This window comes from Undibacterium sp. TJN19 (assembly GCF_049339485.1).
In the GTDB taxonomy this organism is placed as follows: Bacteria; Pseudomonadota; Gammaproteobacteria; order Burkholderiales; family Burkholderiaceae_D; genus Undibacterium.
The window spans coordinates 1,019,752-1,046,658 of the sequence record NZ_JBMPPL010000001.1; the positions used below are offsets into that span (position 1 = coordinate 1,019,752).

The 26,907-nt window shown below is 52.0% G+C and carries 23 protein-coding genes; 7 read left to right on the plus strand and 16 right to left on the minus strand.

Translation table 11 applies throughout. The annotated features are described in order from the left end of the window. Positions 1-79: 79 nt before the first annotated feature. The gene (locus ACO0LH_RS04775; RefSeq protein WP_422939888.1) at positions 80-1,129 is read right to left on the minus strand and encodes a porin; all 1,050 of its coding nucleotides are present in this window, start codon (positions 1,127-1,129) and stop codon (positions 80-82) included. A gap of 323 nt (positions 1,130-1,452) precedes the next feature. Between ACO0LH_RS04775 and ACO0LH_RS04780 the strand changes: the two genes are divergently transcribed. Next, a complete protein-coding gene (locus ACO0LH_RS04780; RefSeq protein ID WP_422939889.1) occupies positions 1,453-2,217 on the plus strand; it encodes a hypothetical protein in 765 nt (254 codons plus the stop codon). 91 nt (positions 2,218-2,308) lie between these two features. Here ACO0LH_RS04780 and glmU read toward each other — a convergent pair whose 3' ends face one another. Beyond that, the gene (glmU, locus tag ACO0LH_RS04785) at positions 2,309-3,667 is read right to left on the minus strand and encodes a bifunctional UDP-N-acetylglucosamine diphosphorylase/glucosamine-1-phosphate N-acetyltransferase GlmU (RefSeq protein ID WP_422939890.1); all 1,359 of its coding nucleotides are present in this window, start codon (positions 3,665-3,667) and stop codon (positions 2,309-2,311) included. A 318-nt stretch (positions 3,668-3,985) separates the two neighbouring features. Here glmU and ACO0LH_RS04790 point away from each other — a divergent pair, with 318 nt between their 5' ends. The 6 genes from ACO0LH_RS04790 (at position 3,986) to ACO0LH_RS04815 (ending at position 10,812) form a co-directional block, all read left to right on the plus strand. Then, positions 3,986-4,627 (plus strand): PepSY-associated TM helix domain-containing protein, encoded by a 642-nt coding sequence (locus ACO0LH_RS04790; protein WP_422939891.1) that lies wholly within the window; start codon positions 3,986-3,988, stop codon positions 4,625-4,627. 24 nt (positions 4,628-4,651) lie between these two features. Further along, entirely contained in the window at positions 4,652-5,170 is a 519-nt protein-coding gene (locus ACO0LH_RS04795) for a DUF2271 domain-containing protein (RefSeq protein ID WP_422939892.1), read from the plus strand. 18 nt (positions 5,171-5,188) lie between these two features. Then, positions 5,189-5,998 carry a DUF4198 domain-containing protein gene (locus ACO0LH_RS04800; RefSeq protein WP_422939893.1) on the plus strand — a complete coding sequence of 270 codons (810 nt, stop codon included), beginning with the start codon at positions 5,189-5,191 and terminating at the stop codon, positions 5,996-5,998. A gap of 45 nt (positions 5,999-6,043) precedes the next feature. Continuing rightward, on the plus strand, positions 6,044-7,054 hold the full coding sequence (locus tag ACO0LH_RS04805; protein ID WP_422939894.1) for an FAD:protein FMN transferase: 1,011 nt from the start codon (positions 6,044-6,046) through the stop codon (positions 7,052-7,054). A gap of 136 nt (positions 7,055-7,190) precedes the next feature. Then, entirely contained in the window at positions 7,191-8,582 is a 1,392-nt protein-coding gene (locus tag ACO0LH_RS04810) for a sulfite reductase subunit alpha (RefSeq protein WP_422940565.1), read from the plus strand. Positions 8,583-8,892: 310 nt separating this feature from the next. After that, on the plus strand, positions 8,893-10,812 hold the full coding sequence (locus tag ACO0LH_RS04815; RefSeq protein ID WP_422939895.1) for a M64 family metallopeptidase: 1,920 nt from the start codon (positions 8,893-8,895) through the stop codon (positions 10,810-10,812). A 111-nt stretch (positions 10,813-10,923) separates the two neighbouring features. Here ACO0LH_RS04815 and ACO0LH_RS04820 read toward each other — a convergent pair whose 3' ends face one another. The 14 genes from ACO0LH_RS04820 to ACO0LH_RS04885 form a co-directional block, all read right to left on the minus strand. Beyond that, the gene (locus ACO0LH_RS04820; RefSeq protein WP_422939896.1) at positions 10,924-11,364 is read right to left on the minus strand and encodes a nuclear transport factor 2 family protein; all 441 of its coding nucleotides are present in this window, start codon (positions 11,362-11,364) and stop codon (positions 10,924-10,926) included. A gap of 6 nt (positions 11,365-11,370) precedes the next feature. After that, positions 11,371-12,009 carry an SGNH/GDSL hydrolase family protein gene (locus ACO0LH_RS04825; protein WP_422939897.1) on the minus strand — a complete coding sequence of 213 codons (639 nt, stop codon included), beginning with the start codon at positions 12,007-12,009 and terminating at the stop codon, positions 11,371-11,373. A gap of 31 nt (positions 12,010-12,040) precedes the next feature. Then, on the minus strand, positions 12,041-12,382 hold the full coding sequence (locus tag ACO0LH_RS04830; RefSeq protein WP_422939899.1) for a zinc ribbon domain-containing protein YjdM: 342 nt from the start codon (positions 12,380-12,382) through the stop codon (positions 12,041-12,043). A gap of 79 nt (positions 12,383-12,461) precedes the next feature. Continuing rightward, positions 12,462-14,486, minus strand: a complete 2,025-nt coding sequence (locus ACO0LH_RS04835) for a PAS-domain containing protein (protein WP_422939900.1) — start codon at positions 14,484-14,486, stop codon at positions 12,462-12,464. Positions 14,487-14,610: 124 nt separating this feature from the next. Next, positions 14,611-15,069 carry a GNAT family N-acetyltransferase gene (locus ACO0LH_RS04840; RefSeq protein WP_422939901.1) on the minus strand — a complete coding sequence of 153 codons (459 nt, stop codon included), beginning with the start codon at positions 15,067-15,069 and terminating at the stop codon, positions 14,611-14,613. Between the two features lie 13 nt (positions 15,070-15,082). Further along, positions 15,083-15,583 carry a DinB family protein gene (locus ACO0LH_RS04845; RefSeq protein ID WP_422939902.1) on the minus strand — a complete coding sequence of 167 codons (501 nt, stop codon included), beginning with the start codon at positions 15,581-15,583 and terminating at the stop codon, positions 15,083-15,085. A gap of 32 nt (positions 15,584-15,615) precedes the next feature. Continuing rightward, the gene (locus ACO0LH_RS04850; protein ID WP_422939903.1) at positions 15,616-16,506 is read right to left on the minus strand and encodes an alpha/beta hydrolase; all 891 of its coding nucleotides are present in this window, start codon (positions 16,504-16,506) and stop codon (positions 15,616-15,618) included. Further along, positions 16,496-16,933, minus strand: coding sequence for a hypothetical protein (locus ACO0LH_RS04855; RefSeq protein ID WP_422939904.1), 438 nt, complete (start codon positions 16,931-16,933; stop codon positions 16,496-16,498). Before ACO0LH_RS04855 ends, ACO0LH_RS04850 begins: the two co-directional genes overlap by 11 nt. 182 nt (positions 16,934-17,115) lie before the next feature. Beyond that, complete coding sequence (locus ACO0LH_RS04860) at positions 17,116-17,589, minus strand: VOC family protein (RefSeq protein ID WP_422939905.1); 474 nt, start codon at positions 17,587-17,589, stop codon at positions 17,116-17,118. Between the two features lie 96 nt (positions 17,590-17,685). Further along, positions 17,686-17,982 carry a cupin domain-containing protein gene (locus ACO0LH_RS04865; protein WP_422939906.1) on the minus strand — a complete coding sequence of 99 codons (297 nt, stop codon included), beginning with the start codon at positions 17,980-17,982 and terminating at the stop codon, positions 17,686-17,688. Between the two features lie 24 nt (positions 17,983-18,006). After that, complete coding sequence (locus ACO0LH_RS04870) at positions 18,007-18,492, minus strand: nuclear transport factor 2 family protein (RefSeq protein ID WP_422939908.1); 486 nt, start codon at positions 18,490-18,492, stop codon at positions 18,007-18,009. A 65-nt stretch (positions 18,493-18,557) separates the two neighbouring features. Then, positions 18,558-18,791 carry a hypothetical protein gene (locus ACO0LH_RS04875; protein ID WP_422939909.1) on the minus strand — a complete coding sequence of 78 codons (234 nt, stop codon included), beginning with the start codon at positions 18,789-18,791 and terminating at the stop codon, positions 18,558-18,560. Between the two features lie 634 nt (positions 18,792-19,425). Continuing rightward, positions 19,426-22,704, minus strand: a complete 3,279-nt coding sequence (icmF, locus tag ACO0LH_RS04880) for a fused isobutyryl-CoA mutase/GTPase IcmF (RefSeq protein WP_422939910.1) — start codon at positions 22,702-22,704, stop codon at positions 19,426-19,428. A 273-nt stretch (positions 22,705-22,977) separates the two neighbouring features. Beyond that, positions 22,978-26,592, minus strand: coding sequence for an indolepyruvate ferredoxin oxidoreductase family protein (locus tag ACO0LH_RS04885; protein ID WP_422939911.1), 3,615 nt, complete (start codon positions 26,590-26,592; stop codon positions 22,978-22,980). Positions 26,593-26,907 lie beyond the last annotated feature (315 nt).

Here is a 26,907-nt window from a genome sequence, read left to right on the forward strand (position 1 = left end):
AAGAAGCGCAGTCGTACTTTAGTACGACGAGCATCGCAGGCTCAAAGTAGCGTTGCGCAGTAGCCTGACCAATACTTGACTAGAAGCGGTGTTGAATGCCGGCTGTCACCGAACTCTGACTACTCGCAAACCCCGCATCATCACGCGACACCCCGGTCAGCTTGTTATTGCTGGCCTTGGCATAACCACCTGCCACATACAGGTCAGTACGTTTCGACAGCGCATATTTGGCCCTCAAGCTCAGCAAACCCGGATCGGCATCTGCACCCGGTGCCACGTTCTTGATGTCCTGATAGTAGTAGACACCCGTCAGTGTCCAGGCTGGTGCCACGTTGTAGTTAGCCCCCAGCCATAGCATGTCACTGCGCTGGTCAGCGCCACCTGCTGCCAGGGTTTTCTTGAAGTTGCGGTAACCGGCAAATAATTTGGCATCTCCCAAATCATAGGTCGCCCCCAGGTGCAAGACCTTGGCCTGGTCGTAGGAGCCATTGGCGATCGGTGCACTATTATTTTGCTCATAGGTTGCCACCACTGCCCAGGGACCATCGAATACACTGGCCGCTATGATGGCTTTGGCGTTGCCTGAAGTATTGCCAGCGACTTCACCAAAACCATAGGTCGCGCCCAGCTTGTAGCCTTTGCCGTCATACTGGTATTTGAGCAGATTGGAAATGGTGGTCAGCATGCCATCTTTACGGTTACCCGTAGCGCCGCCAGAAGTTGCCCACGAATATTGCGGCGCATAGCCCAGCGGATCAAAAGGCAAGATGAAATCATAGGTCGTGCTGTAAGAACGGCCTGCCACGACGCGGCCAAAATCGCCTTGCAAACCCACATTGGCCTGGCGACCAAAGAGGTCGCCATCAGACGCGCCGGTGTCGAGCAGGATGCCGCCTTCGAGCTGCATGATGGCTTTCAGGCCATTACCCAGATCTTCACTGCCGCGCAGGCCAAAGCGTGAGGTGTTCATGCCGCCACTGTTCAATTTGAACTGGCTGTTCTTGTTGGCATCTGCATTGTTGTTGTAGGTGATGTTGGCATCAAGCAAGCCATAAACCGTGACGCTGGTTTGCGCGTGTGCAGCACTTGCCATGCCGACCAGCGCCGCAGCGCCTAGTAGCTTCTTCATTGGTGTTCTCCTGGTGTTTTATTTTTAGGCCGCATGAAGCTCATGCGGTCAGGGCGTATGCTAAAGAATGGAAGCTTTCAGTTCCCTTTCTAAACGGGTCTGCCTGAGGGCCGGCGCAAAGGCTGTTGCAAAAATGCTGCTCTCGAAATGAAAGTCATGTGCGAATTTCATTTGCATTTTTATTTGCATTTGGCGACAGAATTTTATGGGTTCACACCATTTTCAGGCGTTTGATCTCATCGCGATGGCGGGCTTGAGCCGGGAGTCTTAATCTGTCCCTGCTGTCCCCAACATTGTTTGCCATCACTTACATGGAGCGCATCATGAAAACACTTTCCACTATCTTTACAGCCGCTAATACAAAAAAACTCGCCCTTGCCAGCGCACTGGCTTTGATCACAGCCAGCAATGCAATGGCATTTTCAGAAACAGAATTCCGGTCTGCGCTGAAGCAGTTGATTGCGACACCTACCGTCAGTCAGGAGCAGCGCGTCGCTGCCTCAGTGACCGCCTGGTTGAACCAGGACTATATTAATTCACTGGGTCAAATTGAAATTGATGCGGCCAGCAAGGCCAGCCAGACCGCCCTGAGCAGTTTTAGCAATTTGCTGAAACAGGAACCCAATAATCCTTTGCTGCTGTCTTATACCGGCGCTGCCACTGCAAAATCTTCTCTGGAAAAATTTGTCAGGGGTGAAAAAAATAATGCGCTGGAAGACGGCACGGCCATGGTGGAACAGGCTTTGCGATTAGCAGACGAGGCAGACAAAGCAGACTACCGCCAGGCTATGCACGGTTCAGTACCGGTCGCTCTGGAAGTGCGCTTCGTTGCCGCCAGTACCTATCTGGCTGTTCCAAAAGTCATGAATCGCAATCAGCAGGGGCAACAATTGTTGAAAGATGTTTTGGAAGCACAACAGTTTGCACAGAGCGATTTATTCTTCCGTGGTGCCGTATGGATGCGCGCTGCCAGCCTGGCAATGGAACAACAACGGCCTGACGATGCAAAGAATTTTTTGAATGAAGTGGTGAAGCACAATGCGCCACAAGCGCGCAGTGCCAGTGAGCTGCTGCAAAAACTGTCTTGATAATGACAGGTTTTCAGTGAGGAATGAAGATGGCGATGAGGGCGACATGAACCATTTGTCGTGACCGATATCGCCATCAGTAAACCCTGATTTATTTTTTGATTTTTTCTGGCCTTTGCCAGCCATCGATCGTCATTTGCCGGGCACGTGACACGGTCAGCTTGCCAGCAGGCGCATCTTTGGTCAGCGTCGTACCTGCACCCAGTGTCGCCCCTTTGCCCACACGTACGGGTGCCACCAGTTGGCTGTCACTACCGATGAAGGCATCATCTTCGATGATGGTACGGGATTTGTTCACGCCATCATAATTGCAGGTGATGGTACCAGCACCAATATTGACGCGGCTGCCTATGGTTGCATCGCCAATATAGGCCAGATGATTGGCCTTGCTATGCGCGGCAATCTGGCTGTTTTTGACTTCAACGAAATTGCCGATGTGTACATCTTCAGCCAGCTCGGCACCTGGGCGCAGGCGCGCATACGGGCCTATCTGCCCTTGTGCACCAACGATGGCATCTTCAATATGACAAAATGCCTTGATGGTGCTGCCAGCGCCGATATGGGCATTGGTGATGACGCAGTTGGGGCCTATGCTGACACCGTCATCCAGCCTGACATGACCGATGAATACGCAACCGACATCGATACTGACATCACGTCCGCATTGCAGGCTGCCGCGCACGTCGATACGCGCCGGGTCATACAGACCCACGCCTTGCTCCAGCAATTGCTGGGCGATATTGCGCTGGTAGGTGCGCTCCAGGTCTGCCAGTTGCACCTTGCTGTTGACACCCAGCGTTTCCCAGATAGCATCTGGCTGCGCCGATGTCACCGGCACGCCCTCCGCCACGGCCTGAGCGACGATATCGGTCAGATAATATTCACCTTGCGCATTGTGATTGGATAACTGACCGAGCCAGCGCTTCAGCTGCGCCGTGGGTGCCAGCATGATGCCGGTATTGATTTCGGTAATCTTGCGCTCGGCTTCACTTGCATCTTTTTGTTCGACGATGCGTGTGATCTTGTCATTTTCCCTGACGATGCGGCCAAGGCCAGTGGGGTCAGGCATCTCGGCGGTCAGGATGGCCAGTTTGTCATTGCCGCCAGCGGCAATCAAACGCTTCAAACTGCTTACCGTGGTCATGGGCACGTCACCATACAGGATTAAAGTAGGCACGCCATCATCCAGAACAGGGATGGCTTGCGCCACCGCGTGCCCTGTACCCAGTTGTGGTTGCTGGAGGGCGAACCGCAAATCCTCTGCTGCCACGGCAGTTGGCACCTGCTCACCACCGTGCCCGTAAATCACACTGATGGTCGTAGCATGCAATTGGCGGGCTGTGTCTATGACATGCAATAACAAGGGTTTCCCGGCCAGGGCATGCAAGACCTTGGGTAAGGAAGATTGCATGCGTTTGCCCATGCCTGCGGCGAGAATGACAACGTTCATATATGAGATGAGATAAAAAAATGAAATACGGATGAAATGTGGATGAGGCAATGGAGTCTGGCGATTGCCATCCCACATGATAGCCCCTTTGCGCTCTGAAATTTTATCATGCGTGCCCGGTAAGGCCTTCCGGTTTCACCATCTGCCTGACATTCAATTGCCGCACATCCTTCGCGCGTGTCTTGTTTTCAAATTATTAATGCCCTGCAATCAGTCTACAAAAATGTACAATTTCGGCTGTTTTGACAATGCTATTCATGTACAATTGAGAATAATTATCATTTAGAATTATCATTTAAAATAATACGCATCAGCGCAATGCCACATCCCAATTCTGATAACTTGCCATCCCAGCAAAGCAGGGCATTCTGGTTACGTCACCTGCATCAATGGCACTGGATCAGTTCGGCCATGTGTCTGGTGGCGATGCTGGTGTTTGCTCTTACCGGCATTACCCTGAACCATTCGGCGCAGATAGAAGCGCATCCTGTAGTGAGCAAGAAGAATGGAACATTGCCAGCACCATTGCTCAATCAGTTGACTGGCCTGAACGATACCAAGGGCAAGGTTTTACCGGCTGGCGTTGCTGACTGGCTGGCGCATGATCTGAGCATACAGACGTATGGGCAGACCCCTGAATGGTCGCCGGAAGAAGTCTATGTTGCCTTGCCCCGCCCTGGTGGTGATGCCTGGGTACGTATCGCTCTTGACAGCGGTGATGTGGAATATGAGCTGACCAGCCGTGGCTGGATCGCTTACCTCAATGATTTGCACAAGGGTCGCAATACTGGCACAGCCTGGAACTGGTTCATTGATGTTTTTGCCGTCGCCTGCCTGATTTTTTGCGTGACTGGCCTGTTCCTGCTGAAAATGCATGCGAGCAAGCGCCCGGGCACCTGGCCGTTTGTCGCCTTTGGTTTGGTTTTACCCTTGATATTAGCTTTGGTTTTTATTCATTAATTGTCGATTAAAAGGTTTTTTCACATGCGTAAATTACTCCCGTTTGCCATCAGCAGCCTGCTGGGTGCACCAGCCGTGAATGCGGTTGCGGCCGACCTGACACTGAAGGTCGAAGTGCCACGCCTGACCGTGGCTGAATACCATAAGCCGTATGTGGCCATCTGGCTGGAAAAACCTGACCAGACCTTTGCCGGCAACCTGTCAGTCTGGTATGACCTGAAAAAACGCGACAATGAAGGTGCCAAATGGTTGAAGGATTTGCGCCAATGGTGGCGTCGCAGTGGTCGTGAATTGCAAATGCCGGTGGACGGCATCAGCGGTGCCACCCGTACCACAGGCGAGCAGACCCTGAGTTTCGCTGGTGATAAAGGCGTGCTGGCCAAATTGCCGGCAGGTGAATATCAACTCATCGTTGAAGCTGCACGTGAAGGCGGTGGCCGTGAAGTCGTCAAAATACCATTCCAGTGGCAAGCCAAAGGCGAGCAAAACCTGAAAGCACAGGGCACGAATGAACTGGGTGCGATTGCTGTCACCATTAAATAACCAGGCACACAGACTATCATGAAAACTTTTAAAAAAATCGCCCTCTTCTCTGTACTGGCTTGCGCAACTTTCACAGCCCAGGCACACCGCGCTTTCCTGGTACCGTCATCCACAGTGGTGGCAGGCAATACCCCGTGGGTCACGGTGGATGCCGCTGCCGCGACGGATGTCTTTGTTTTTGATCACATGCCTTTGAAGCTCGACAACCTGTTCATCACCGCGCCGGACGGCACTGCCTTGAAACCGGAAAATACCAGCACAGGCAAGTTCCGCAGCAGCTTTGACGTGAAATTAAGCCAGACTGGCAGTTATAAAATGGGCATCCTCAATGAAGGCCTGTTTGCCAGCTATAAAGAAGACGGCAAGGTCAAGCGCTGGCGCGGGACGGCAGAAACCTTTGCCAAGGAGGTACCGGCAAATGCAGAAGAACTGCAAGTCACCCAGCGTTCAGGCCGCATAGAAACCTTTGTCACCAATGGTAAACCCGGCGGCAAGGCCATGGACATTACTGGCAGTGGCCTGGAATTGAGTGGCATTACCCATCCGAATGACTTGGTTGCCGGTGAAACGGCACAATTCCGCCTGACGCTGGATGGCAAACCTGCGGCCAAAGTCAGTGTCACACTCATCCCGGGTGGCATACGCTATCGTCAGAAACTCGACGAAAAAACCGTAGTCACTGACAACGAAGGCAAGTTCAGCGTCACCTGGGCCAATGCAGGCCTGTACTGGCTCGAAGCCGAAATCAAGGACGACACAAAAGCCAAGGCACCAGCAAAATCCAGGGTGGCCAGCTATGTCGCCACGCTGGAAGTCTTGCCACAGTAATCCAGCTTTTTTGCCGACATAATCTACCAGCATAATCAATCGCAAATGCGTCGTGTTTTTATACCGCTGGATGTGGCGGAACCAGCAATTCCGCCTGCCCATGCCATCAGCCACACACTCAAGGGCAAAAGCATGGGCACCAGCTGGACAGTGCAATTGCTTGGCCTGCCAGGACATGAGGGCCACAATGCTCACCGCTTGCAGACTGGCATAGAAGCAGAACTGAACCAGGTCGTCATGCAGATGAGTACCTGGGACCCCTCATCACTGCTCTGTGCTTTCAACCGCGCGCCTGCACTGGTATGGCAAAGCCTGCCACCAGAATTTTTCAGGCTCGTCGATTACAGCCTGTATCTGTCACAACAGACACAGGGGGCTTACGATATCACCGCGGGCAAGCTGGTTGACCTGTGGGGCTTTGGCCCGGCAGGCAAGCGCAGCAGCCGACCGGCAGATGCTGATATCCATGCCAATTTGCAGGCAGGCAACTGGAAATCACTGGAGCTTGATCACCTCAATCTTCGCCTGCGCCAGACTGGCAGCATTGCACTGGATTTGTCCTCTATCGGCAAGGGTTTTGCCCTCGACCAGATCGCCCGCTACCTGGAAGCACAGGACATCAGCAGTTACCTGATCGAAGTGGGCGGAGAATTGCGCGGACTGGGCATGAAGCAGGACCAGTCGCCCTGGTGGGTCAAAATAGAAAGCCCGGCAGATGCGGATAAACCAGCCAGGGAATATATGGTGGCCCTGCATGGCCTGTCGGTAGCGACATCGGGTGACTATCGCCAGTATTTCGAACAGGATGGAAAACGCTATGCGCATACGCTGGATCCGCGTACCGGCTACCCGGTGGAGAATGACCTGGCGTCGGTGACCGTGCTGCACCCATCGTGCATGCAGGCAGATGCGCTGGCAACCGCCCTGACCGTGCTGGGTTGTGAAGCCGGTCTCGCCTACGCCAATGCACACCATGTCGCCGCACTGTTTTTGCAAAGACATGAAAATGGCATGCAAGAAAAAATGAGCACTGCCATGGCTGCCATGCTTGACTAAGTGTCTCAGTGCCGCCCAAGAAAAATGAACTCTGATTGAAACCACAGTGACGTCAGTAATACGCCCTTACTCTTTACGCGCTATCAGCGGCCTCGGCAGCCTGGTGCTGGCTGCCGGCTGTGTGACCAGTTTCTACCTGCCGTTTGCCTTGCAACGTCAGCTATCGGCGGCCCTGGTCGCGCTCAGTTACCTGAGTTTTTGCCTGTTCATCTGGATACGGCATAAAGAAAATGAAAGCGCGGCACTGGCAGGCTTTAGCGCCGACACCCAGCAATTTGATGCGCACGGCATCTTGATTGCCTATGCCAGCCAGACCGGTTATGCAGAACAAATCGCGATTAAAACGGCACAACACCTGCAAACCGCAGGGCTGGCCGTGGCCGTATCAGCCCTGGGCAATATCAAGGCAGAAATCCTGCAACAGACTCGCCGCATCCTGTTTGTGGTCAGCACCACCGGCGAAGGGGATGCGCCTGATAATGCCGCCGCATTTACGCGCCGCATCATGACGCAAGGCATGGACCTATCGCATTTGAGTTTTGCCGTGCTGGCGCTGGGTGACCGTCACTACCAGCATTTTTGCGCATTCGGGCACAGGCTCGCTGCATGGTTGCGCCATCAGAATGCGCATGGTCTGTTTGATATCGTGGAAGTCGATAACGGCGATGAAAGCGACCTGCGCCGCTGGCAACATCACCTCGGCGTGGTCAGCGGCCATACCGAGATTTCTGACTGGAGCAAACCAGCCTATCAAGCCTGGATACTGACGGGGCGTGAATTGCTGAACCCTGGCAGTCTAGGTGGCCCGGCATACCGCATCAGTTGTCGTCCGGCGGAAGGTGACATGGTCTGGCAGGCTGGCGACATTGCAGAAATCGGGCCGCAATATCCAGACAGCGACAGCAATGAAGAAAACCGCGCGCCGTTGCCACATCGCGAATATTCGATCTCCTCCATCCCGGCAGATGGCAAACTGGAATTACTGGTGCGCCAGATGCGCAGACCTGATGGCAGCCTGGGCATAGGCTCTGGCTGGCTGACAGAATATGCCGCGATAGGCCAGCGCCTGGCCTTGCGCATCAGGGAAAACCGCAACTTCCATACCCCACAAAATGACTGCCCGCTGATATTGATAGGCAACGGCACTGGGCTGGCCGGCTTGCGCGCCCATATCAAGGCACGTGCTGCGAAAAAACAGCGACAGAACTGGCTGTTTTTTGGCGAAAGGCAGGCAGCCCATGATTATTTTCATCAGGAAGAAATTGAAGCCTGGCACAACAACGGGGTGCTGACCAGGCTGGATCTGTGCTTTTCGCGTGATCAGCCAGAACGACGCTATGTGCAACATGCATTGCAAGAACGCTCGGCAGATATCCAGGCATGGGTTGCACAAGGTGCTGCCATACTGGTGTGTGGCAGCCTGCAAGGCATGGCAGAAGAGGTGCACGCTACGCTGGCATCAATACTCACTGAAGACAAACTGGAACAAATGACAGAGAATCATTTGTATCAGCGTGATGTGTATTAATACCTGCAATTCTCGTCTGCCAGGTTTCTTTTCAGCCTCTTACCTTCCTATTTTTCCTGCACCGAACACATCCAGATAAAGCTGCGTTAAAACTGTTATGCAGTTTTATTCCGTTTGTCATGGATTTCGGCACAGCTGTTGTGGACAGGATGATTTATCTACATTTTGTTACAGCTGCTGAAACGAAATCATTGCAAGATGTACCATTTTTCAATGGCATTGTTGTACGATAGAACACCTCCGGTAAAGCCCAGCATGTCGGCTTACGCTTGAACAACAGCTCATTTATTTATACAAAGGTCAAAGCGCCATGGCTGACGTTACCCCTCTTCTGACCACTGGTCCCAGTAAAAATCGTGTTGATATTGTGTTTGTAGCAGAAGGCTACACGGCTGCTGAACGCGACAAGTTTCTATCAGATGCCAACACTTTCCTCAAAACCATGCTGGGGGATGCCAATGCAAAATTGAATGCACCATTTTCTTCGTACAAGAATTTATTCAATGCCAGTGCCATCTTTGTCGCTTCAGCGCAGTCTGGAACCGATCAACCCAATAACAATATCAGCGTCAATACCTATTTCGATTCCAGCCAGCATGGCAGCGATGGCCGCCTGCTGTATGGCGACTTCAGCAAGGTAGACACGGTAGTCACATCGGCTGTCGCCAGCGATGCCCATGAACTGACTGTCGTATTGGTCAACACCGCCCTGTATGGCGGTGCAGGCGGCTCCATCGCCTGGGCGTCAGCGGGCAATGTCGCATCTTCAGAAGTGGTACTACATGAAATTGGCCACAGCTTTGCTGGCTTCCAGGACGAGTATGTCGATACCTCGATTGCCAGCAATTATCCCTTGACAGACCCGGGTTTCCTCAACAGCCCGCATGTGACTGATTCACTGAGCAGGATTCCTTGGTCAGCCTGGATAGGCTATCAGGACGGTGACCTGGGCGTGGTGGGTACATATCAGGGCGGGTATTATCGCGATACCGGCATCTGGCGTGCCACGCTTGATTCCAAGATGAATCATCTGGGCGTTGCTTTCAGCGCGCCCGAAAAAGAAGCCTTCGCCCTGAAATATTATGCCGCGATTGGCGACTATTTATCGCTGTCGACCAGCATACCCGGCATCTATCAGCCATCGACACCAGACAGCAGCCTGCTGGCATTTAACTGGAAGATCAATGGTGCAACCGTTAATACAGGCGACAAACTTTATTTTGATGCCTACGCCACCGGTGCCTATAAAACCGGTGCCAGCCTGAGCCTGACGACGATAGACAATACCGGCTATATCCGTAAAAACCTGAGCACCACCCAGCAGGTGGAAAACACCACGCTGGACAAGGCGGTCGTCAATATCGCCGGTGTCAGCAACACGCTGACCGCCAGCAACAGTATCCTGCAACTCGACGGTGGCAATGACACCCTGTTGATCAGCGACACCACTGCCAACCGTTACGACTATATTGATGGGGGCAGCGGCACTGACATCTTGCAGATGAATGCCACGCTGGGCAAGGGCAGTAATTATTTTATCAATCAGGTCACCGGAACAACGGTATTGGTGGGTACTCAAAACACCGCCTATTGGGCCGCACATAATGTAGAAAAAATCCAGTTCTCTGATTTTATTGTTAACACCACGGTGTATGACAATGCGCATACCATCAAGACCAATGAATTGCAGTCACTGGAAGAATTGTATGTCGCGTATTTCAACCGCGTGCCAGATGCCGACGGCCTGGACTACTGGGTTACCCAGTTCAAGTCCGGCATGAGTTTCAAGCAGATAGGTGATGCGTTTTTTGTCGCTGCCGCCCAGTTCCCAGCACAAACCGGTTACAGCGCCAATTTAAGCAATACGGATTTCATCAATATCATCTATAAAAATGCCATGGGCAGGACCGCCGGTGCAGATGCCGATGGCCTGAAGTACTGGCTCAATGAACTTGATACCGGGCTGCAAAGCCGTGGCACGATGGTAACCGCCGTACTCGCGGGTGCACGTGCCTTCAAGGGCGATGCCACCTGGGGCTGGGTGGTCGACCTGCTCGACAACAAGATCAAGGTTGCTAATACTTTTGCCGTGGAATGGGGCTTGAATTACCTGACGCCGGAAGCATCTATCACCAATGGCATCGCCATCGCTTCAGCAGTCACTGCCACCGACACCAGCGCCGCGATTGGCCTGATCGGTATAACGGACGGGCAGATCCACTTTACTTAAAGCATTGCAAACCAGCAGCATGTAAACCGCAGCCATCTTTGCTATCCGGTAGTTCATAGCGATAGTTCACAGGCTGCGGTTTTCTATTTTACGATGCCTATTTGATGATGCCTATTTGATGATGCCTTTGTGTATGGCAGTCTGTCCGTCACTCCAGTACACTTTTTGGACGATGGAACTGATAAGCCATTTCCCTGCATCTTTTTGCAACCCGAACGCATACAGGCAATGCGTGTGCAGGGTTTCACCATTTTTATTTTTACGGTAAATGATGGTAGACACCCTGGCCCTGGCTTCAGTTGTCACGGAAGAGTCCAGGTCAATTTCAGTATTGCTGCCCACATGATGTGTCTGTAGTTCCTGCAAGGCGATGCGGCGCAAGTCTGCATAATGCAGATTGCTCATCTGTTCTGGCGGCGTACCACGCAGGTCAGAATAATCTGTGTAAACGGATGGCGTCAGGCATGCAGCAAGGGCATCCCAGTCTTTCAGATCAAAACTGTTTGCAAAGCGGCCCAGTAAATTGTGAATGTCATGTAAATCAGTCAGCATGAAAACCTATCTCAATATGGAAGTGACGACGCCAACCAGTTCCCAGCCCAGTATCAGATGCTGATCTGCATCAAGATGGACACCATCATATTCACTGACCGTGACGACACTGCCAGCATCGAAGAAATGGCAATTATTTGCTATGGCCACGTCCTTGTATACTTCTGCCAGGCCATCGCTCTTTTCTTCACCGCCCATGAATTTAGGCGCGATAAGCCCCTTGGGTATGCCAATAGGCGGCGGTACGACGATGAGTATGGGTGGTACCGGCATGCCGGGTTCCAATGGTGCCTGGCGTATGGTGCTGATGAGCACTGCCAGCCCCTGCGAAGACAGCCAGGCATTATTCTGATGCATGGACTGGAAGTCATTCGTGCCCAGCATGATGATCACCAGCGACAATGGCGACAGGCTTTCTATGCGCTGCGCCAAGCCCTGCTGCCCGTTACGGCCAGGTTTAAACGGATCATCCCAGACCGTGCGCCGCCCGTTCAGACAATCTTCTACCACCCGCACATTGTGTTCGGCACTATTGAGGCCAATTTCAAGCACGCCTGGCCAGCGTTCTTCAAAGCCCAGGCGTTTGCGGGTCGTGGGAACCAGTCCCCAGGACAATGAATCACCATATACCAGAATATGTCGCATCAGATCTCCAGATTATGTTGGTGTAGTTGGCTCAGACTTTTTTCAGATAACAGGCTTTCAGCATGAAACTGCCTGCGTCCATTTTGCAATCCACTTCATGATCGCCACCAACCAGGCGTATGCTCTTTACCTTGCTGCCCATTTTCAAAGTGATGGAAGAACCTTTGACTTTCAGATCCTTGATCAGGACCACGGCATCACCGTCAGCCAGCACATTGCCATTGGAATCCCTGACGACACGTTCGTCATTGTCATCGGCCGCAATGGCAGCCTGTGACGGCCATTCGTGGGCACAGTCAGCACAAACAAAGTTGTCCCCATCCGGGTAGGTATTTTCCATGCCGCAAACCGGGCAGGCGGGGGAACTGGACATAGTTACTTTCAGATTGCAGATTCAAAGACAGGTAGTATACCCGAGCGTCTGCCCCGCATGGGTAAGGATGTCTGTGAACTTATTCTGCATCAACAGATGGTGCTGTCAGCGGCAATTGCATGACAAAGCTGGCACCGGCATTTTCTGTGCTTTCAATGTGAATTTGCCCGCCCAACAGATCGCAAACGATGTTGTAGACGATATTCAGGCCCAGGCCACTACCACCCTGCCCCAGCTTGGTTGTGAAGAAGGGATCAAAGATGCGTTTGATATTATCTTTGGGGATACCGGCACCATTGTCACTAAAATGAATTTCTACCTGATCTGTACCGCGCATCTGTGCGGCTATCCAGATTTTCCCATCATTACGGCCATCGAAGGCATGCAGGATGGCGTTATCTGTCAGGTTACAGATAACCTGGTCCAGAGGGCCGGGATAACTATTCATTTCTATATGAACAGGAATATCCAGATGAATCTCTACACCGGCCTGGCGGATCTTTGCCATCATGGTCGCGATAACGTCATGACAAACCTTGTGCAGATGAAAAACGCGGCGTTTGGAGCTGGCCTGGTCCACTGCTACCTGCTTGAAGCTGGCCACAAGATCGGCGGCGCTTTTCAGGCCATGTTCTATGAGCTCTGATGCTTGCCGGGCAGCCTGTAGATAAGAAGTCAGGTCTGAGCGGCGTATCCCGCCTTCTTCGATTTTTTGCGCAAACTCCAGGGTCTTGGCGTGCAGGGTACTGGATGTCAGCAAGCTGTTACCGATGGGGGTATTGAGTTCATGGGCCACGCCGGCTACCAGCGAACCCAGCGCAGCCAGTTTTTCACTGCGCATCAGGTCGTCCTGGGTATGCCGCAGTTCTCTGGTGCGGTCGGCCACATTTTGTTCCAGCCGCGCATTGGCGTCTGACAAGGCCATCTCCACCTTCTTGAGTGCGGTAATATCGGTATAGGTGGTCACAAAACCTTTGAGCTTGCCATCTTCATGAATGGGCTTACCCTGTACCAGATGGGTATGCGCATTCGGTCTGACGCGTTCGAACTGGTGAGGCTGGAATTGTCTGGCCAGTTGCAGCCGGCGATCAATGAGTTCGTCGATATCACCCTCACCGTATTCACCGCGCTCTGCCATGATGCGCAACAGGTCTTCAAACGGTACGCCCTGATAAATTGAATCACGGTGATAATCCAGTACATCAAGAAAACCTTGATTCCATAGATACAGTTTGAGCTGCTCATCGAAAACACTCAGGCCTTGCGGCATATGCGCCAATACCGCCTTCAAGAATAATGACTGCTTGCGAAATTCAATTTCTATGTGCCGCCTGGCCGTCACATCAAGACAGGTAGTGACAAATCCACCACCTTCTACCGGCACACCCCTGACTTCAATGATGCTGCCGTCAGAACGGACACGCTCGTAGGTATAGGGAACATCACTTTGTATGATGCCCATCAGTTTTGCCAGCTTGTCTTCATCGCTGGCATTGCTGAACTCCCCGTACTCGCCACGCCTGATATTTGCTTCAAACACTTCACGTGCCAGTGGTTGCTGCCCCTCAAACAAGGCTTGCGGCAAATCCAGCATGCGCAACAATTCCTGATTCCAGGCGACCATCCGCAGCGACTCATCAATCAAGGAAACACCGCCAGGAAAATTTTCCAGCAAGACCCGCAGTTTTTCGTTTTGCCTGTGCCCCAACTGCTCGGCATTTTTACGTTCAGAAATATCACGTACAACGGCAATAATACGCTGGCAACCGGCATCTTCCAGAAGGCTGAGGCAAACTTCCGTGAGGAACATTTCACCATTGGCACGCTTGGAAACCCATTCAAAGCGTTGCGGTGCCCCCGTCATTGCCAGCGCCATATATTCCAGCGCAACATGCAAGGATTCACGACCATCAGCCTGCATTCTGGGAGACAGGATGATGGGGGTCTGGTTCAGTAATTGCGTACGTGGGAGTCCGAACATTTTTTCGGCGCTCAGATTGCAATCAATAAATTTATTGTCTTCAATCACCAGCAGGGCGTCCAGTGCCTGCTCTATCATGGCGCGATATAAAGCTTCCCTGGAAACATCGACTGTGCCTGGCATGTGCTTCCCTGAATAAGCTAAAGGACAATGTACATAAACTATACAGCTTGGCGCTGACTGCTTAAGTTCCAGTATTCATCAAACAGACCCAGATCACAAGCAGGAAAGATGAATCAGGCCTATCTCATGACTTAAACAAGGGCGCGGACAACTCCAGCAGGACATAGGGGCCATCGACGCTATGGCCGCTGGCGACTTCCCGCCAGCCAAGATGCTGATAAAACGCCAGAGCAGCATGATTATTTGTCACGCATTTAAGACGCCATGGAAAGGGTAGAAAATCTTGCAAATATAACAGCAAGGATTTCCCCAGACCCCTGCCCTTGGCTTCTGGATGAACATAGAGGTGATGGATATAAGAATCGGCGACCTGCACCGCCAGTACAGCCAGTATTTTCTCTGAAGTTTGTCCTTGCCCTGGACCGTCGGTCGCCACCAGCACCAGCTCACCCTGGGATGACGATGCAAAATCCGCGATGGCATGCGCAGGCCTGATTTGCCATGCTGCGTCGATAACGCAATGCTGGTAAATACCCTGGATCTGCGCAGCGTCCTGGATAGTTGAAGGCCTGATGATGGTCAATGCCTGTCCGTATCTATTGCGGCACGGCGGGAAGCTGGCTCAGGTACACAGTCAATGTGTCTTTTGGTGGCTGTACAGAAATCTGGAACAGTATCCTGCCGACCGCACCGCGATGGTAATTTCCGTGCGTGGCGACATGCAATAACATTTCACCACGTGTCATGCTCCCTGGTGTACCGTCGACAAAGGTAAAGGCAATCTGTTCAGAAAAACTGTCTTCGGGAAGACCGATAAGATGGGTAATAAACCATGCATCAAGTTCCAACACAGCACCATGTAAATCTGCCAGCAATGGGGTTGCCGGTGTATTCAGTGCAGTAAAACTATGTTGCCTGCTTTGCAAATTTTCCCGAAAAATCTGATCAACCACATAGATATGATTCAAGATACGCAAGGCATCATGTACCTGACGTGGATGCGATTCAGGCGATACCGAGCTCAATAACTCATACAAATCCTTGTTTGCCCAGGCCTTGTATTCAAACAGGGTGAGAAGGAGTTTTTTGGTTTGCATAGATGCTCCACGAATACTTGGAAAAAATACGGTCAGTGCGATAAAGGTGTCAAGCCCGCTTGTTCATTGCGTATAAAGCCACTAATGATAGCGGCCATTTCGCTTTCCTGCCCAAGATAGCCGTGTGCAGAGTTACCTTCACAGGCAAGCAGGCTGCCAGCAACGCGCTGATCCGGGCCGCCGGTCAGCAGTACGACCTGCGAGCGCACCGATTTGATACGGGCGGATACTTTGTCCATCAATCCTGCGGGCGAACGTTCGCAGGCATCACTGGCATGCCCCAACAGCAATACCGGGATATGGATGTTTTCCAATGGCAAATCAAAGACCGTTTGTGCTACCCAGGGCTTTTTTGCCGATGCCTGCCCCGACATGAGCGCTGACGTCAGCACCAGGCCATCAGGCGCTGCCTGGCCGGATAGACGGGATGCGGCATTGACCGCAGAAATACTGCCGCGGCTGGTACCAACCAGCCAAACCCTTGCATGACCCCGATCACGCAAATGACGTATGATCAGGCCGATATCTTCTGCATGCGATGCGGAATTACGAAAACCTGCCAGGCCATCTGGCCCTTGCCAGTCTGAAGGCGCATCAGGCAAGGCTGTGCTAAATCCCTGTGCTTCAAACAGTTTCAGGCTGCGTATCAGTGAATTGCCCTTCAGCGCACCGGGACAAGCCTGGTCATCCAGCGCAATATGCCCACTGCCGCCGACCAGCATTAACAACACGATATTGGTGCTGGCATCTGACGGCTCGGTGGACGCATGGTAAGCAAACGCAGTTGTGCTGCTGCCGTGGGTTTTGATGACAACAGGTTCTGCGCATGTCTGTGGCAAGGGTTTTGATTGCGCGTGACACTGCGCTTGCATTGCCAACGTGACAAGCAAGACACCTGTTGCCATGCGCAGTCTATTTTTCATTTTCCTTTGATGCGGTCAGCAAATGCAGGGGTTGCACTTCCTTGGAGCGCGCTTTGATTTCGCTTAGCGTAATGGTTTTGCCATCCAGAAAAACCTGCATGACAGACCAGGAATCACCATACGCTTGACGCACTATCATGCTGGTCTTGCCCTTGGCCTGATAATCCACGCCTGAGCCACCGTGTACGGCCTGATACTTGAGGGTTTTGCCGTCTATACCTGCCTTGAACGCGGCGGCACCCGTCATCTTCAATAAAACATCATATAAGCCATCTGCATTTTTTGCAGCAAATTGCGCCATTTCCACTTCGACTTCTTCACCTTCCAGAAATTTTCCGTAAGGATTGACGACAGGTGCCTGGGCGTGGGACATGACAGGCACGGCAAATGCCATGCATGCAGCGAACGTAGCGATTAATAATTTCACTTTTGATCTACCTTGGATTGAATGGTTTTGAAATGCAGTTTGTGCCCAGGCGTCTCATGTTTGCCATGAGCTGTCAGGACATCAACTCATGGCAGTTTTGCACAAGTCCAGTCAATTTCCTGCGATGGTAAACAAAACTTACAAATTCGATATGCCCCATATCAATCAGATTCATTCCAGCTTCATTCGCCGTTATAGGCACGCACCAGTAAAGCAATATCAATTTTCTTCATTTGCATCATCGCCATCATCACTCTTTGTGCCTTGATGGGGTTGGGATCATTGAGGTAAGTGATCAGTATCTTCGGCACGATTTGCCATGACACGCCGTATTTATCGCGCAGCCATGCACACTGGTCTTCTGTGCCGCCTGCCAGCAGTTTTTCCCAATAGTAATCAACTTCTTCCTGGTTATCACAATCGACTACAAAGGAAATTGCCGGGGTGAACTTGTAATGCGGGCCGCCATTGAGTGCGACAAACTCCTGGCCTGCCAGCGAAAAATTGATGGTCAGGACTGTCCCTTTGGGCATGGGTGCGCCCTCACCGTAATGGGCAACAGTCAGCACTTTGGCATCTTTAAAAATAGAGCAGTAAAACTGCACAGCTTCTTCAGCCTGCTGATCAAACCACAGGAAAGGCGTAATTTTTTGCATGATGCATACTCCCTGAAAGACTACACAAAAATTGGCCTGCTGCGGCGATGCACTTTTATTGCAGTGGGCAAATCCTGTCTGTCGGCTATCTTTCAACTATCTGTCAATAATGACCAAGGTGCCATAACTACCCGCTGCCACGGCATGCGGAGTATGGGCAGGTACCAGATACAGTTCACCGGCGTTCACGGTAATAACTTCACCGTGTATGTCCAGATTCATCAGCCCATCCATGACCAGCAGGGCCTCATCGAAATCATGGGTTTCATCAGGATAGGCAGCGCTATCCATGCGCAAGACTTTCACTTGCGCACCGGCTGCCTTGCCCAGGATGACGGAACGCCAGCTATCTGGCAATACAGCGGCTTCATCTTTCAGATTCTTGTGTGACATTAAAGTCCAAGCATTCATTTATATTTATTTCAGCGCTGGGTCCCAATGTTCAGCAATTTTTCCATTTTCTATGCGGAACATATCAAACCAGGTCGTTGTATATTTTTTGCTGGAGTCTTGCGGATCCTTCACTTCTTTCACAAAACTCAAAATCACCAGATTGCCATCGGCACTGATCGCCACCAGCAGAGCTTTGATTTTCGCTTCTATCGCCTTCGGCTTCACAAACTTGCTGAACAATTCGACAAAAGCCGCACGTCCGGTCGGCACCTGAGGATTATGTTGCATATACGATTCTGCCAGATACTTGTCAGCAAGCTCCATGTGCCCACCTTCGAACACCTCACGCCAGAAATCGTAAACCAGGCGTTTGTTGGCAGCAAGTTGCGGATCAGGGCTGGCCAGCAAAGCTTCGTGATTGGCATTGGCCAGCACAGGTAGCTGGGCCTGTGCCCACAAGGGAAAGCAAAATGACGCAATAAGCAAAAGATGACGACAGGCAATTTTCATTTGATACTCCATTCTTTAAAAAGCGGGACGTCCCTGGTGCAAACGAGGGAATTAGTGCTTCAGATTTACTTCGACGCCTCTTTTTTTGCCTGGCCGCCAGTCTGCACTTCGATGACATCTCTTTGCGCATCTGCCGCTTTTTGCAGGGCCTGTTCAACTTCTTTTGCCTTTTCTAACTGCTTGCGCTGGTCTTCCATGATCTTCACAGGTGGCGGCGCATCAGGCTCAGGCTTGGATTCTTTGGACTTGCCACAGGCGCTGATGAGGCAAAAACTCAATAAGACGAGGAAAACACGCATTTCAGACTCCGGTTGAATAGCTTGGCCGCTGTGGCGACAGGAAAATGATGAATCATCATTTTAGCAATAATTTGAAAAATGACAGGATTGATCGCAGGCGGCAGGAAATTTGCCTGCGAAAAACAAAATCCCAGAATAAATCCGGGATTTTGTTTTTGCTGTGTTTCGGCAAGATTTTTGTCAGTGCATTAGAAAATCGCAAAACCTGACATATTCACCTGATCCGGCGTGAAATGCAATGACACTGATCAACAAACGCCTCCGGGCTCCTGCCTGCGCAGGAGCGACGAAGTTAAGATCAGCATTGTGGATATAAATCAAGGCTTGCCAAAAACTCGAAGGCTCGCGCAGTGCCGCCCAACAACCGTACACGTGGCGCGTTGAGAAATTCATTCAGCGGGATGCCGAGCAAGGCCAAGGTTACCCCTTGCGCAGCAATACGTCGGTATTGCGCGCATTTGCAACGCAGTAATGCGCCCGCTAATTGGTACCCGGATTTTTCAGACTGCCGTCAGGAAGCTTCGAAAAACCTTTTCATCGGGATGCAGAGCAAGGCGTAAAGCGCAGCAATACGTCGGTATTGCGAGCATTTACAACGCAGCTATGCGCCCGATTAAAAGGTTTTTGAAGCTTCCTACATGTTGCGACGATACTGCCCACCTACCTCAAAGAGCGCCGTCGTAATCTGCCCCAGCGAACAAACCCGCGCCGCATCCATCAACCTGGCAAACACATTCTCATTATTGATTGCCGCCTGCTGCAAGGCTGCCAGTGCCTTCGGTGCCACGTCCGCATGACGGCTGTGGAAATCCGCCAGGCGTTGCAATTGCGATTGCTTTTCTTCTTCGGTGGAACGCGCCAGTTCTATCTTTTGTGGCGTGTCATTGGCTTTGGGATTGCGGAAGGTATTCACACCGATGATAGGCAGAGTGCCGTCATGTTTCAGGTGTTCATAGTGCATGGATTCTTCCTGTATCTTGCCGCGCTGATAGCCGGTTTCCATTGCTCCCAATACACCACCGCGTTCTGCGATGCGTTCAAACTCCTGCATCACGGCTTCTTCCACCATGTCGGTCAGTTCTTCGATAATGAAGCTGCCCTGGATAGGGTTCTCGTTTTTCGCCAGGCCCCACTCACGGTTAATGATGAGCTGGATCGCCAAAGCACGGCGCACTGATTCATCAGTAGGCGTGGTGATGGCCTCGTCATACGCATTGGTGTGCAGGCTGTTGCAGTTATCGTAGATCGCAATCAAGGCTTGCAGCGTGGTGCGGATGTCGTTGAAATCGATCTCTTGCGCATGCAGGGAACGGCCACTGGTCTGGATATGATATTTGAGTTTCTGGCTGCGGTCATTCGCACCATATTTGTCACGCATGGCCACCGCCCAGATACGGCGGGCGACGCGGCCCAGCACGGTGTATTCAGGGTCCATGCCGTTACTGAAGAAGAAGGACAGGTTGGCTGCAAAATCATCAATGTGCATGCCGCGTGCCAGATAGGCTTCGACAAAGGTGAAGCCATTCGACAGGGTGAACGCCAGTTGAGAAATCGGGTTCGCACCGGCTTCGGCGATATGGTAACCAGAGATGGAAACAGAATAGAAATTGCGCACCTGGTGATGAACAAAATATTCCTGGATATCGCCCATGACCTTTAGCGAGAATTCTGTCGAGAAGATGCAGGTATTCTGGCCCTGGTCTTCTTTCAGGATATCTGCCTGCACCGTGCCGCGTACATTTTGCAATACCCAGGCGCGTATCTTGGCGGATTCATCGGCAGTCGGTTCACGCTTGTTATCGACGCGGAATTTTTCCATCTGCTGGTCAATCGCAGTATTCATGAAGAAAGCCAGTATGGTCGGTGCCGGGCCATTGATAGTCATGGATACCGATGTGGCCGGATCGCACAAATCAAAGCCATCATACAAGACCTTCATGTCTTCCAGCGTCGCGACTGACACACCGGAATTACCGACCTTGCCGTAGATATCAGGACGTATGGCCGGGTCTGCGCCGTACAGGGTTACGGAGTCAAAAGCAGTCGACAGGCGCTTGGCATCCATGCCTTGCGACACCAGCTTGAAGCGGCGGTTAGTACGGAAAGGATCACCCTCACCGGCAAACATGCGGGTAGGGTCTTCACCTTCGCGTTTGAAGGCAAATACACCGGCGGTAAAGGGGAAAGAACCAGGCACGTTCTCCAGCAACAGCCAACGCAGGATTTCACCATGATCGACAAAGCGTGGCAACGCCACCTTGCGTATCTTGGTACCTGACAGGGATTGCTGTACCAGGCGAGTGCGTATCTCTTTGTCGCGAATCTTGACGACATATTCATCACCCGCATAGGCAGCCTGCATGTCTGGCCACATGCTGATGAGTTTTTTGGATTCACCATCGAGGCGGTTTTCACGTTCGGTGATCAAGTCATCAAAATCAACAGACTTGCCTGCCACTGACAGCATGCGCTTGGTCTCTTGCAGTTGCTGGCGTTCACGGGCAATCAAGACCTGCTTGCCGGTATTCTTGTGATAGGCACGTACCGTGTCAGCAATCTCAGCTAGGTAACGGCTGCGGGCTGGTGGCACGATGACATTTTTGGCACTGGAATATTTGACGCCAATGGCTGCCAGCTTGCTGGGCTTGGCCAGCAAACCACGTTGCACCAGTGCTGGCAAGATGCCTTGGTAAAGCGCAGTCACACCATCATCATTGAAGCGTGAAGCCTGTGTGCCATAGACTGGCATTTCATCTGGTTTCTGTGTCCACAGTTCGCGGTTGCGCTGGTATTGTTTGGCGACATCACGCAGGGCATCCTGTGCACCTTTGCGGTCAAATTTATTGATGGCGACAAAATCGGCAAAATCGAGCATGTCGATTTTTTCCAGCTGCGATGCGGCACCAAATTCTGGCGTCATCACATACATCGATACATCAACATGCGGCACAATCGCTGCGTCACCCTGGCCTATGCCTGAAGTCTCGACAATGACCAGGTCAAAACCAGCAACCTTGCAGGCAGCGATGACATCTGGCAGGGCTTGCGAAATTTCTGAACCTGCTTCACGAGTTGCCAGCGAACGCATGAAAACCTTGAGCTTGCCCTTCCAGGGGTTAATCGCATTCATGCGTATGCGGTCGCCCAGCAAGGCACCGCCAGATTTGCGGCGCGATGGGTCGATGGAAATCAGGGCGATGTTCAGATGGTCATCCTGGTCCAGGCGTATGCGGCGTATCAGTTCATCTGTCAGCGAAGATTTACCGGCGCCGCCAGTACCCGTAATACCCAGGGTAGGGGTCTTGCTGGCTTTTGCCGCCTCCATCAATTGCGTGCGCAATTCCGGCGCGACCTTGTCGTTTTCCAGCGCGGTAATCAATTGCGCAAGCGGGCGGTGTTTGTCGGCGATATCGCCTTGCTGCAATACTGCCAGCGTCGTTGGTGCATAGCCAGACAGGTCACTGTCACAAGCCTGTATCATCGACAAAATCATGCCCACCAGGCCCATGCGTTGGCCATCTTCAGGGCTGAAAATACGGGTCACGCCATAAGCATGCAGGTCGGCTATTTCTTCCGGCACGATGACACCACCGCCACCACCAAAGACCTTGATATGCGCACCACCACGTTGCTTGAGCAGGTCTATCATATATTTGAAGTACTCAACATGACCACCCTGGTAACTGGAAATGGCGATGCCCTGCGCATCTTCCTGCAGGGCCGCAGTGACAATTTCCTCTACCGAACGGTTATGGCCCAGATGGATCACTTCTGCACCATTCGCCATCAAGATGCGACGCATGATATTGATCGAGGCATCATGGCCATCGAACAGGGAAGCGGCAGTAACAAAGCGCACTTTGTTGGCAGGTTTGTATTCAGTCAGGTTCTGGGCAACGGACAGGTCAGTCATGTCTTCCTCATCGGTCTTGTTTTATCACAGTGACGATTACTATTTAGCAACAATCACTGTGTTTGGGTTAAGCTAAGTTATATGACGTTAACGTAAACGTCAATATGAAAATGTAAAACAGCAATCTCAGGCTGGGCGTGGCTTATGGCAGCAAAATGTCTGGAAAGAGTCATGAACACTGATTCTAAAAAAATACCAACTATCCATACAACTACCAACGCCAAACTGACAAGGCAGGCTTCCCGCCTGGCTTGTCAGTTTGCCATTAGGCAATTACGCTACACGCGATACTTCCTTGATCACTGTTGTATTTTGCGGGTTCAGCAAAACTGCTTTCTCTGCATGATACGCCTGCATGGCCTTTTCTTTGACATGGCCATAACCGCGTATCTTTTCAGGCAGGCTCGCGAGAGCAATGGCCTGTTCCAGATTATCCGCACTCAAACCAGCAGCCAGTTTTTCCATCAGGGCTGTGTATTCAACAATGAGAGCACGTTCGGCCTTGCGTTCTACTGTGCGACCAAAGATATCCAGTGCCGTACCACGCAAGCCCTTGAGTTTGGCCAGCAGCTTGAATGCCTGCCAGACCCAGGAACCATATTGCGCCTTAACCAGATCACCCTGCCCATCTTTCTTCGAGAAGATAGGCGGAGCCAGATTGAATTTCAGGCTGAAGTCGCCTTCAAACTGTTGCTTGAGTTTTGCCGTGAAATCGCCATTGGTGTACAGACGTGCGACTTCATACTCATCCTTATAGGCCATGAGTTTGAATGCATATTTGGCGACTGCCATGCTGAACTTGTTACCGGCATTCAATGCAGATTCAGCCTTGCGCACTTTGTCGACAAGATCAGCATATTGCTGAGCGTAGGCGGCGTTCTGGTAATCCGTCAATACGGCAATGCGGCGCTTGATGAGAGCATCCAGGCTTTGCGGCATCTGGATGACGACAGGCTGGCCAGGGATGGCGATTTTTTCCACACGGGCAAAATCCACAGCAGCACGGCGGCCCCAGAGGAAGGCTTTCTTGTTGGCCTCGATCGCCACGCCATTCAGTTCTATTGCGCGCAGCAAGGCTGTTTCAGATACCGGTATTGCGCCCTTCTGGTAAGCAAAACCGAGCATGAACAGATTGGTGGCAATGGAGTCGCCCATCAAGGCCGTTGCCAGTTTGGTCGCATTGATAAAATCAACATTACCACCGACTGATTCAGAAATCAGGTGTTCAACTGACTCCAGCGGGAATTGCCAGTCAGGGTTCTTGGCAAACGGGCCAGTCGGTTGTTCATGGGTATTGATGACGGCACGGGTGCGGCCAGCGCGCATTTTGGAAATTGCGTCATGCGCGCCAGCGGTGAGGATATCGCAGCCCAAAATCAGATCAGCTTCACCCGTCGCTATACGTTGTGCACGCAATTTTCCAGCCTGGTTGACGATGCGTATATGCGAAGTCACCGAACCATTTTTTTGCGACATGCCTGTCATATCGAGTACAGAAGCGCCCTTGCCTTCCAGATGCGCTGCCATGCCCAGCAAGGCACCGACCGTGATGACGCCGGTACCACCTATGCCGTTCAGCAGGATGTTGTAAGAGCTTTCACAGGCTGGCAATTGTGGTTCTGGCAGCGCGCCAAAGTCATCAGTCTTTGCCGTGCCGGTCTTGGATTTGACCAGCTTGCCGCCTTCTACCGTGACAAAGCTGGGGCAGAAACCCTTGACGCAGGAATAGTCCTTGTTGCAGGACGACTGATCTATGCTGCGCTTGCGGCCAAATTCTGTTTCCACTGGCATGATGGACGTACAGTTGGATTGCACGCCGCAGTCGCCACAGCCTTCGCAGACTGCTTCATTGATGAACATGCGCTGGTTAGGGTCAGGGAATTCGCCTTTTTTGCGGCGACGACGCTTCTCGGCGGCACAGGTCTGGTCGTAGATGAGTACGGTAGCGCCGGGGATGTCGCGTAATTCACGCTGTACGGCATCCATGTCCTTGCGGTCATGCAGGGTCAAAAAGCTAGGCAGGTTGGAGCGGTCTGTGTAACGTGACAAATCCTCAGTCACCAGAGCGATGCGCTTGACACCTTCTGCTGCCATTTGTTGCGCCATCATCGGTACGCTGATAATGCCATCGACAGGTTGTCCACCCGTCATCGCCACGGCATCGTTATACAGAATCTTGTAGGTGATATTGACCTTGGCAGCGACGGCTGCGCGTATTGCCAGATAACCCGAATGGAAGTAGGTACCATCACCGAGATTCTGGAATACATGCGGCAAAGTCGAGAATGCGGCCTGCCCTATCCATGGCGCGCCTTCGCCGCCCATGTGGGTCGTCAGTTTATTGAATTCAGGGTAAATCGCCGTCGCCATCACGTGGCAACCTATGCCTGCCAGTGCCAGGCTGCCTTCCGGCACCTTGGTCGAAGTATTGTGCGGGCAGCCTGAGCAATAATAAGCTGGGCGTGCCGGTGTATTGACTTGCTTGCTGAGCACGACATCCTTGGCTTCCAAAAATGCCAGGCGTGCCTTGATCAGGTCGCTGGTATGGAAGCGGGCGATGCGGGAAGAAATCACGCGCGCAATCTGCGCTACCGAAAAGTCAGCCTTGGAAGTCAGCAACCATTCACCACGCGGATGCACCCATTCGCCTTTTTCATCGAACTTGCCGATGACGCGCGGGCGTACATCGTCGCGCCAGTTATACAGTTGTTCCTTGAGCTGGTACTCGACCATCTGGCGTTTTTCTTCGACCACCAGTATCTCATCAAGGCCCTGGGCGAATTCACGCACGCCATCCGGCTCCAGCGGCCAGGGCATGGATACCTTGAACAGGCGTATGCCTATCTCGGCGGCGAATTTTTCATCGATGCCCAGTTCTTCCAGCGCTTCCAGCACGTCGAGGTAAGACTTGCCGGAGGCGACGATGCCCAGACGTGCCGTCGGGCTGTCTATGGTGACATGATTGAGTTTATTGATGCGGGCATAAGCCAGGGCTGCATAGATTTTGTAATCCTGCATCAGGGCTTCTTGCTTGCGTGCCTGTATGCCAAGAGTATCCAGAGACAAACGCGTATTCAGGCCACCTTCAGGCATGACAAAGTCTTGCGGGATCTTGATTTGCAGGCGGAAAGGGTCGGCATCGACCGAGGAAGTGGATTCCACGGTATCCGCCAGCGCCTTGAAGCCAACTGCGCAGCCAGAAAAGCGCGACATGGCCCAGGCATGCAAACCCAGGTCCAGGTATTCCTGCACATTGCTGGGGTACAGCATGGGGATCATGCAGGCAGAGAAAATATGGTCGGACTGATGCGGCAGCGTTGAGGAATACGCACCATGGTCATCACCGGCCACCAGCAAGACGCCACCGTGTTTGGATGTGCCGGCATGGTTCATGTGCTTGAATACGTCAGCACTACGGTCCACGCCAGGGCCTTTGCCATACCACATGCCAAATACACCATCGTATTTGGCCGGGCCTATCAGGTCTACCGTTTGCGAGCCCCAGACGGCAGTTGCGGCCAGGTCTTCATTGACACCGGGTACAAATTGTATGTGATGCTGGTCCAGCAGTTTTTTGGTTTTCCACAATGTTTCATCCAGGCCGCCAAGTGGCGAGCCACGGTAGCCAGAAATAAATCCCGCCGTATTCAAGCCTTCGGCCAGGTCGCGCTGGCGTTGCATCATCGGCAAGCGTACCAGCGCCTGTATGCCGGAAAGAAAGATCGTGCCGCTAGTCGACGTATATTTATCGTCGAGTTGCACATCGTTTAATTCAGGGGATGTATTTTGAAATGCTTCTGGTGCATCTATGAAGTTGTCATTTGTATCAACAACTGTAGATGGCAGGGACGAGAGTCCAGCAGACTCCTGGGTGGTGTCGGATGACATATGTGGCTCCAAAATTTGTGATTTAGATCGCAAAGAACATGCGTTGCATCCGGTAAGACACAAGTTTGCTCGTAGCCTATAACGAGGTATCAGAGATAGGCTCTCATTGCGTGACAGTGATAGCTGCCATTTTATTCGAATTCGACACAAAATTCGATATCAAGACATTATCTGTATCACATCTGCCAACGTCAGATATGACATTCAGTACTTGAAACGGCTCTGGTCGAATCAAAGAGACATCAAAAGAAGCTTTCGAAATTTCGCTGCAGCGCTTCTTCGACTTCCTTTGAAATCTGCTGTGTTCACAGTGTA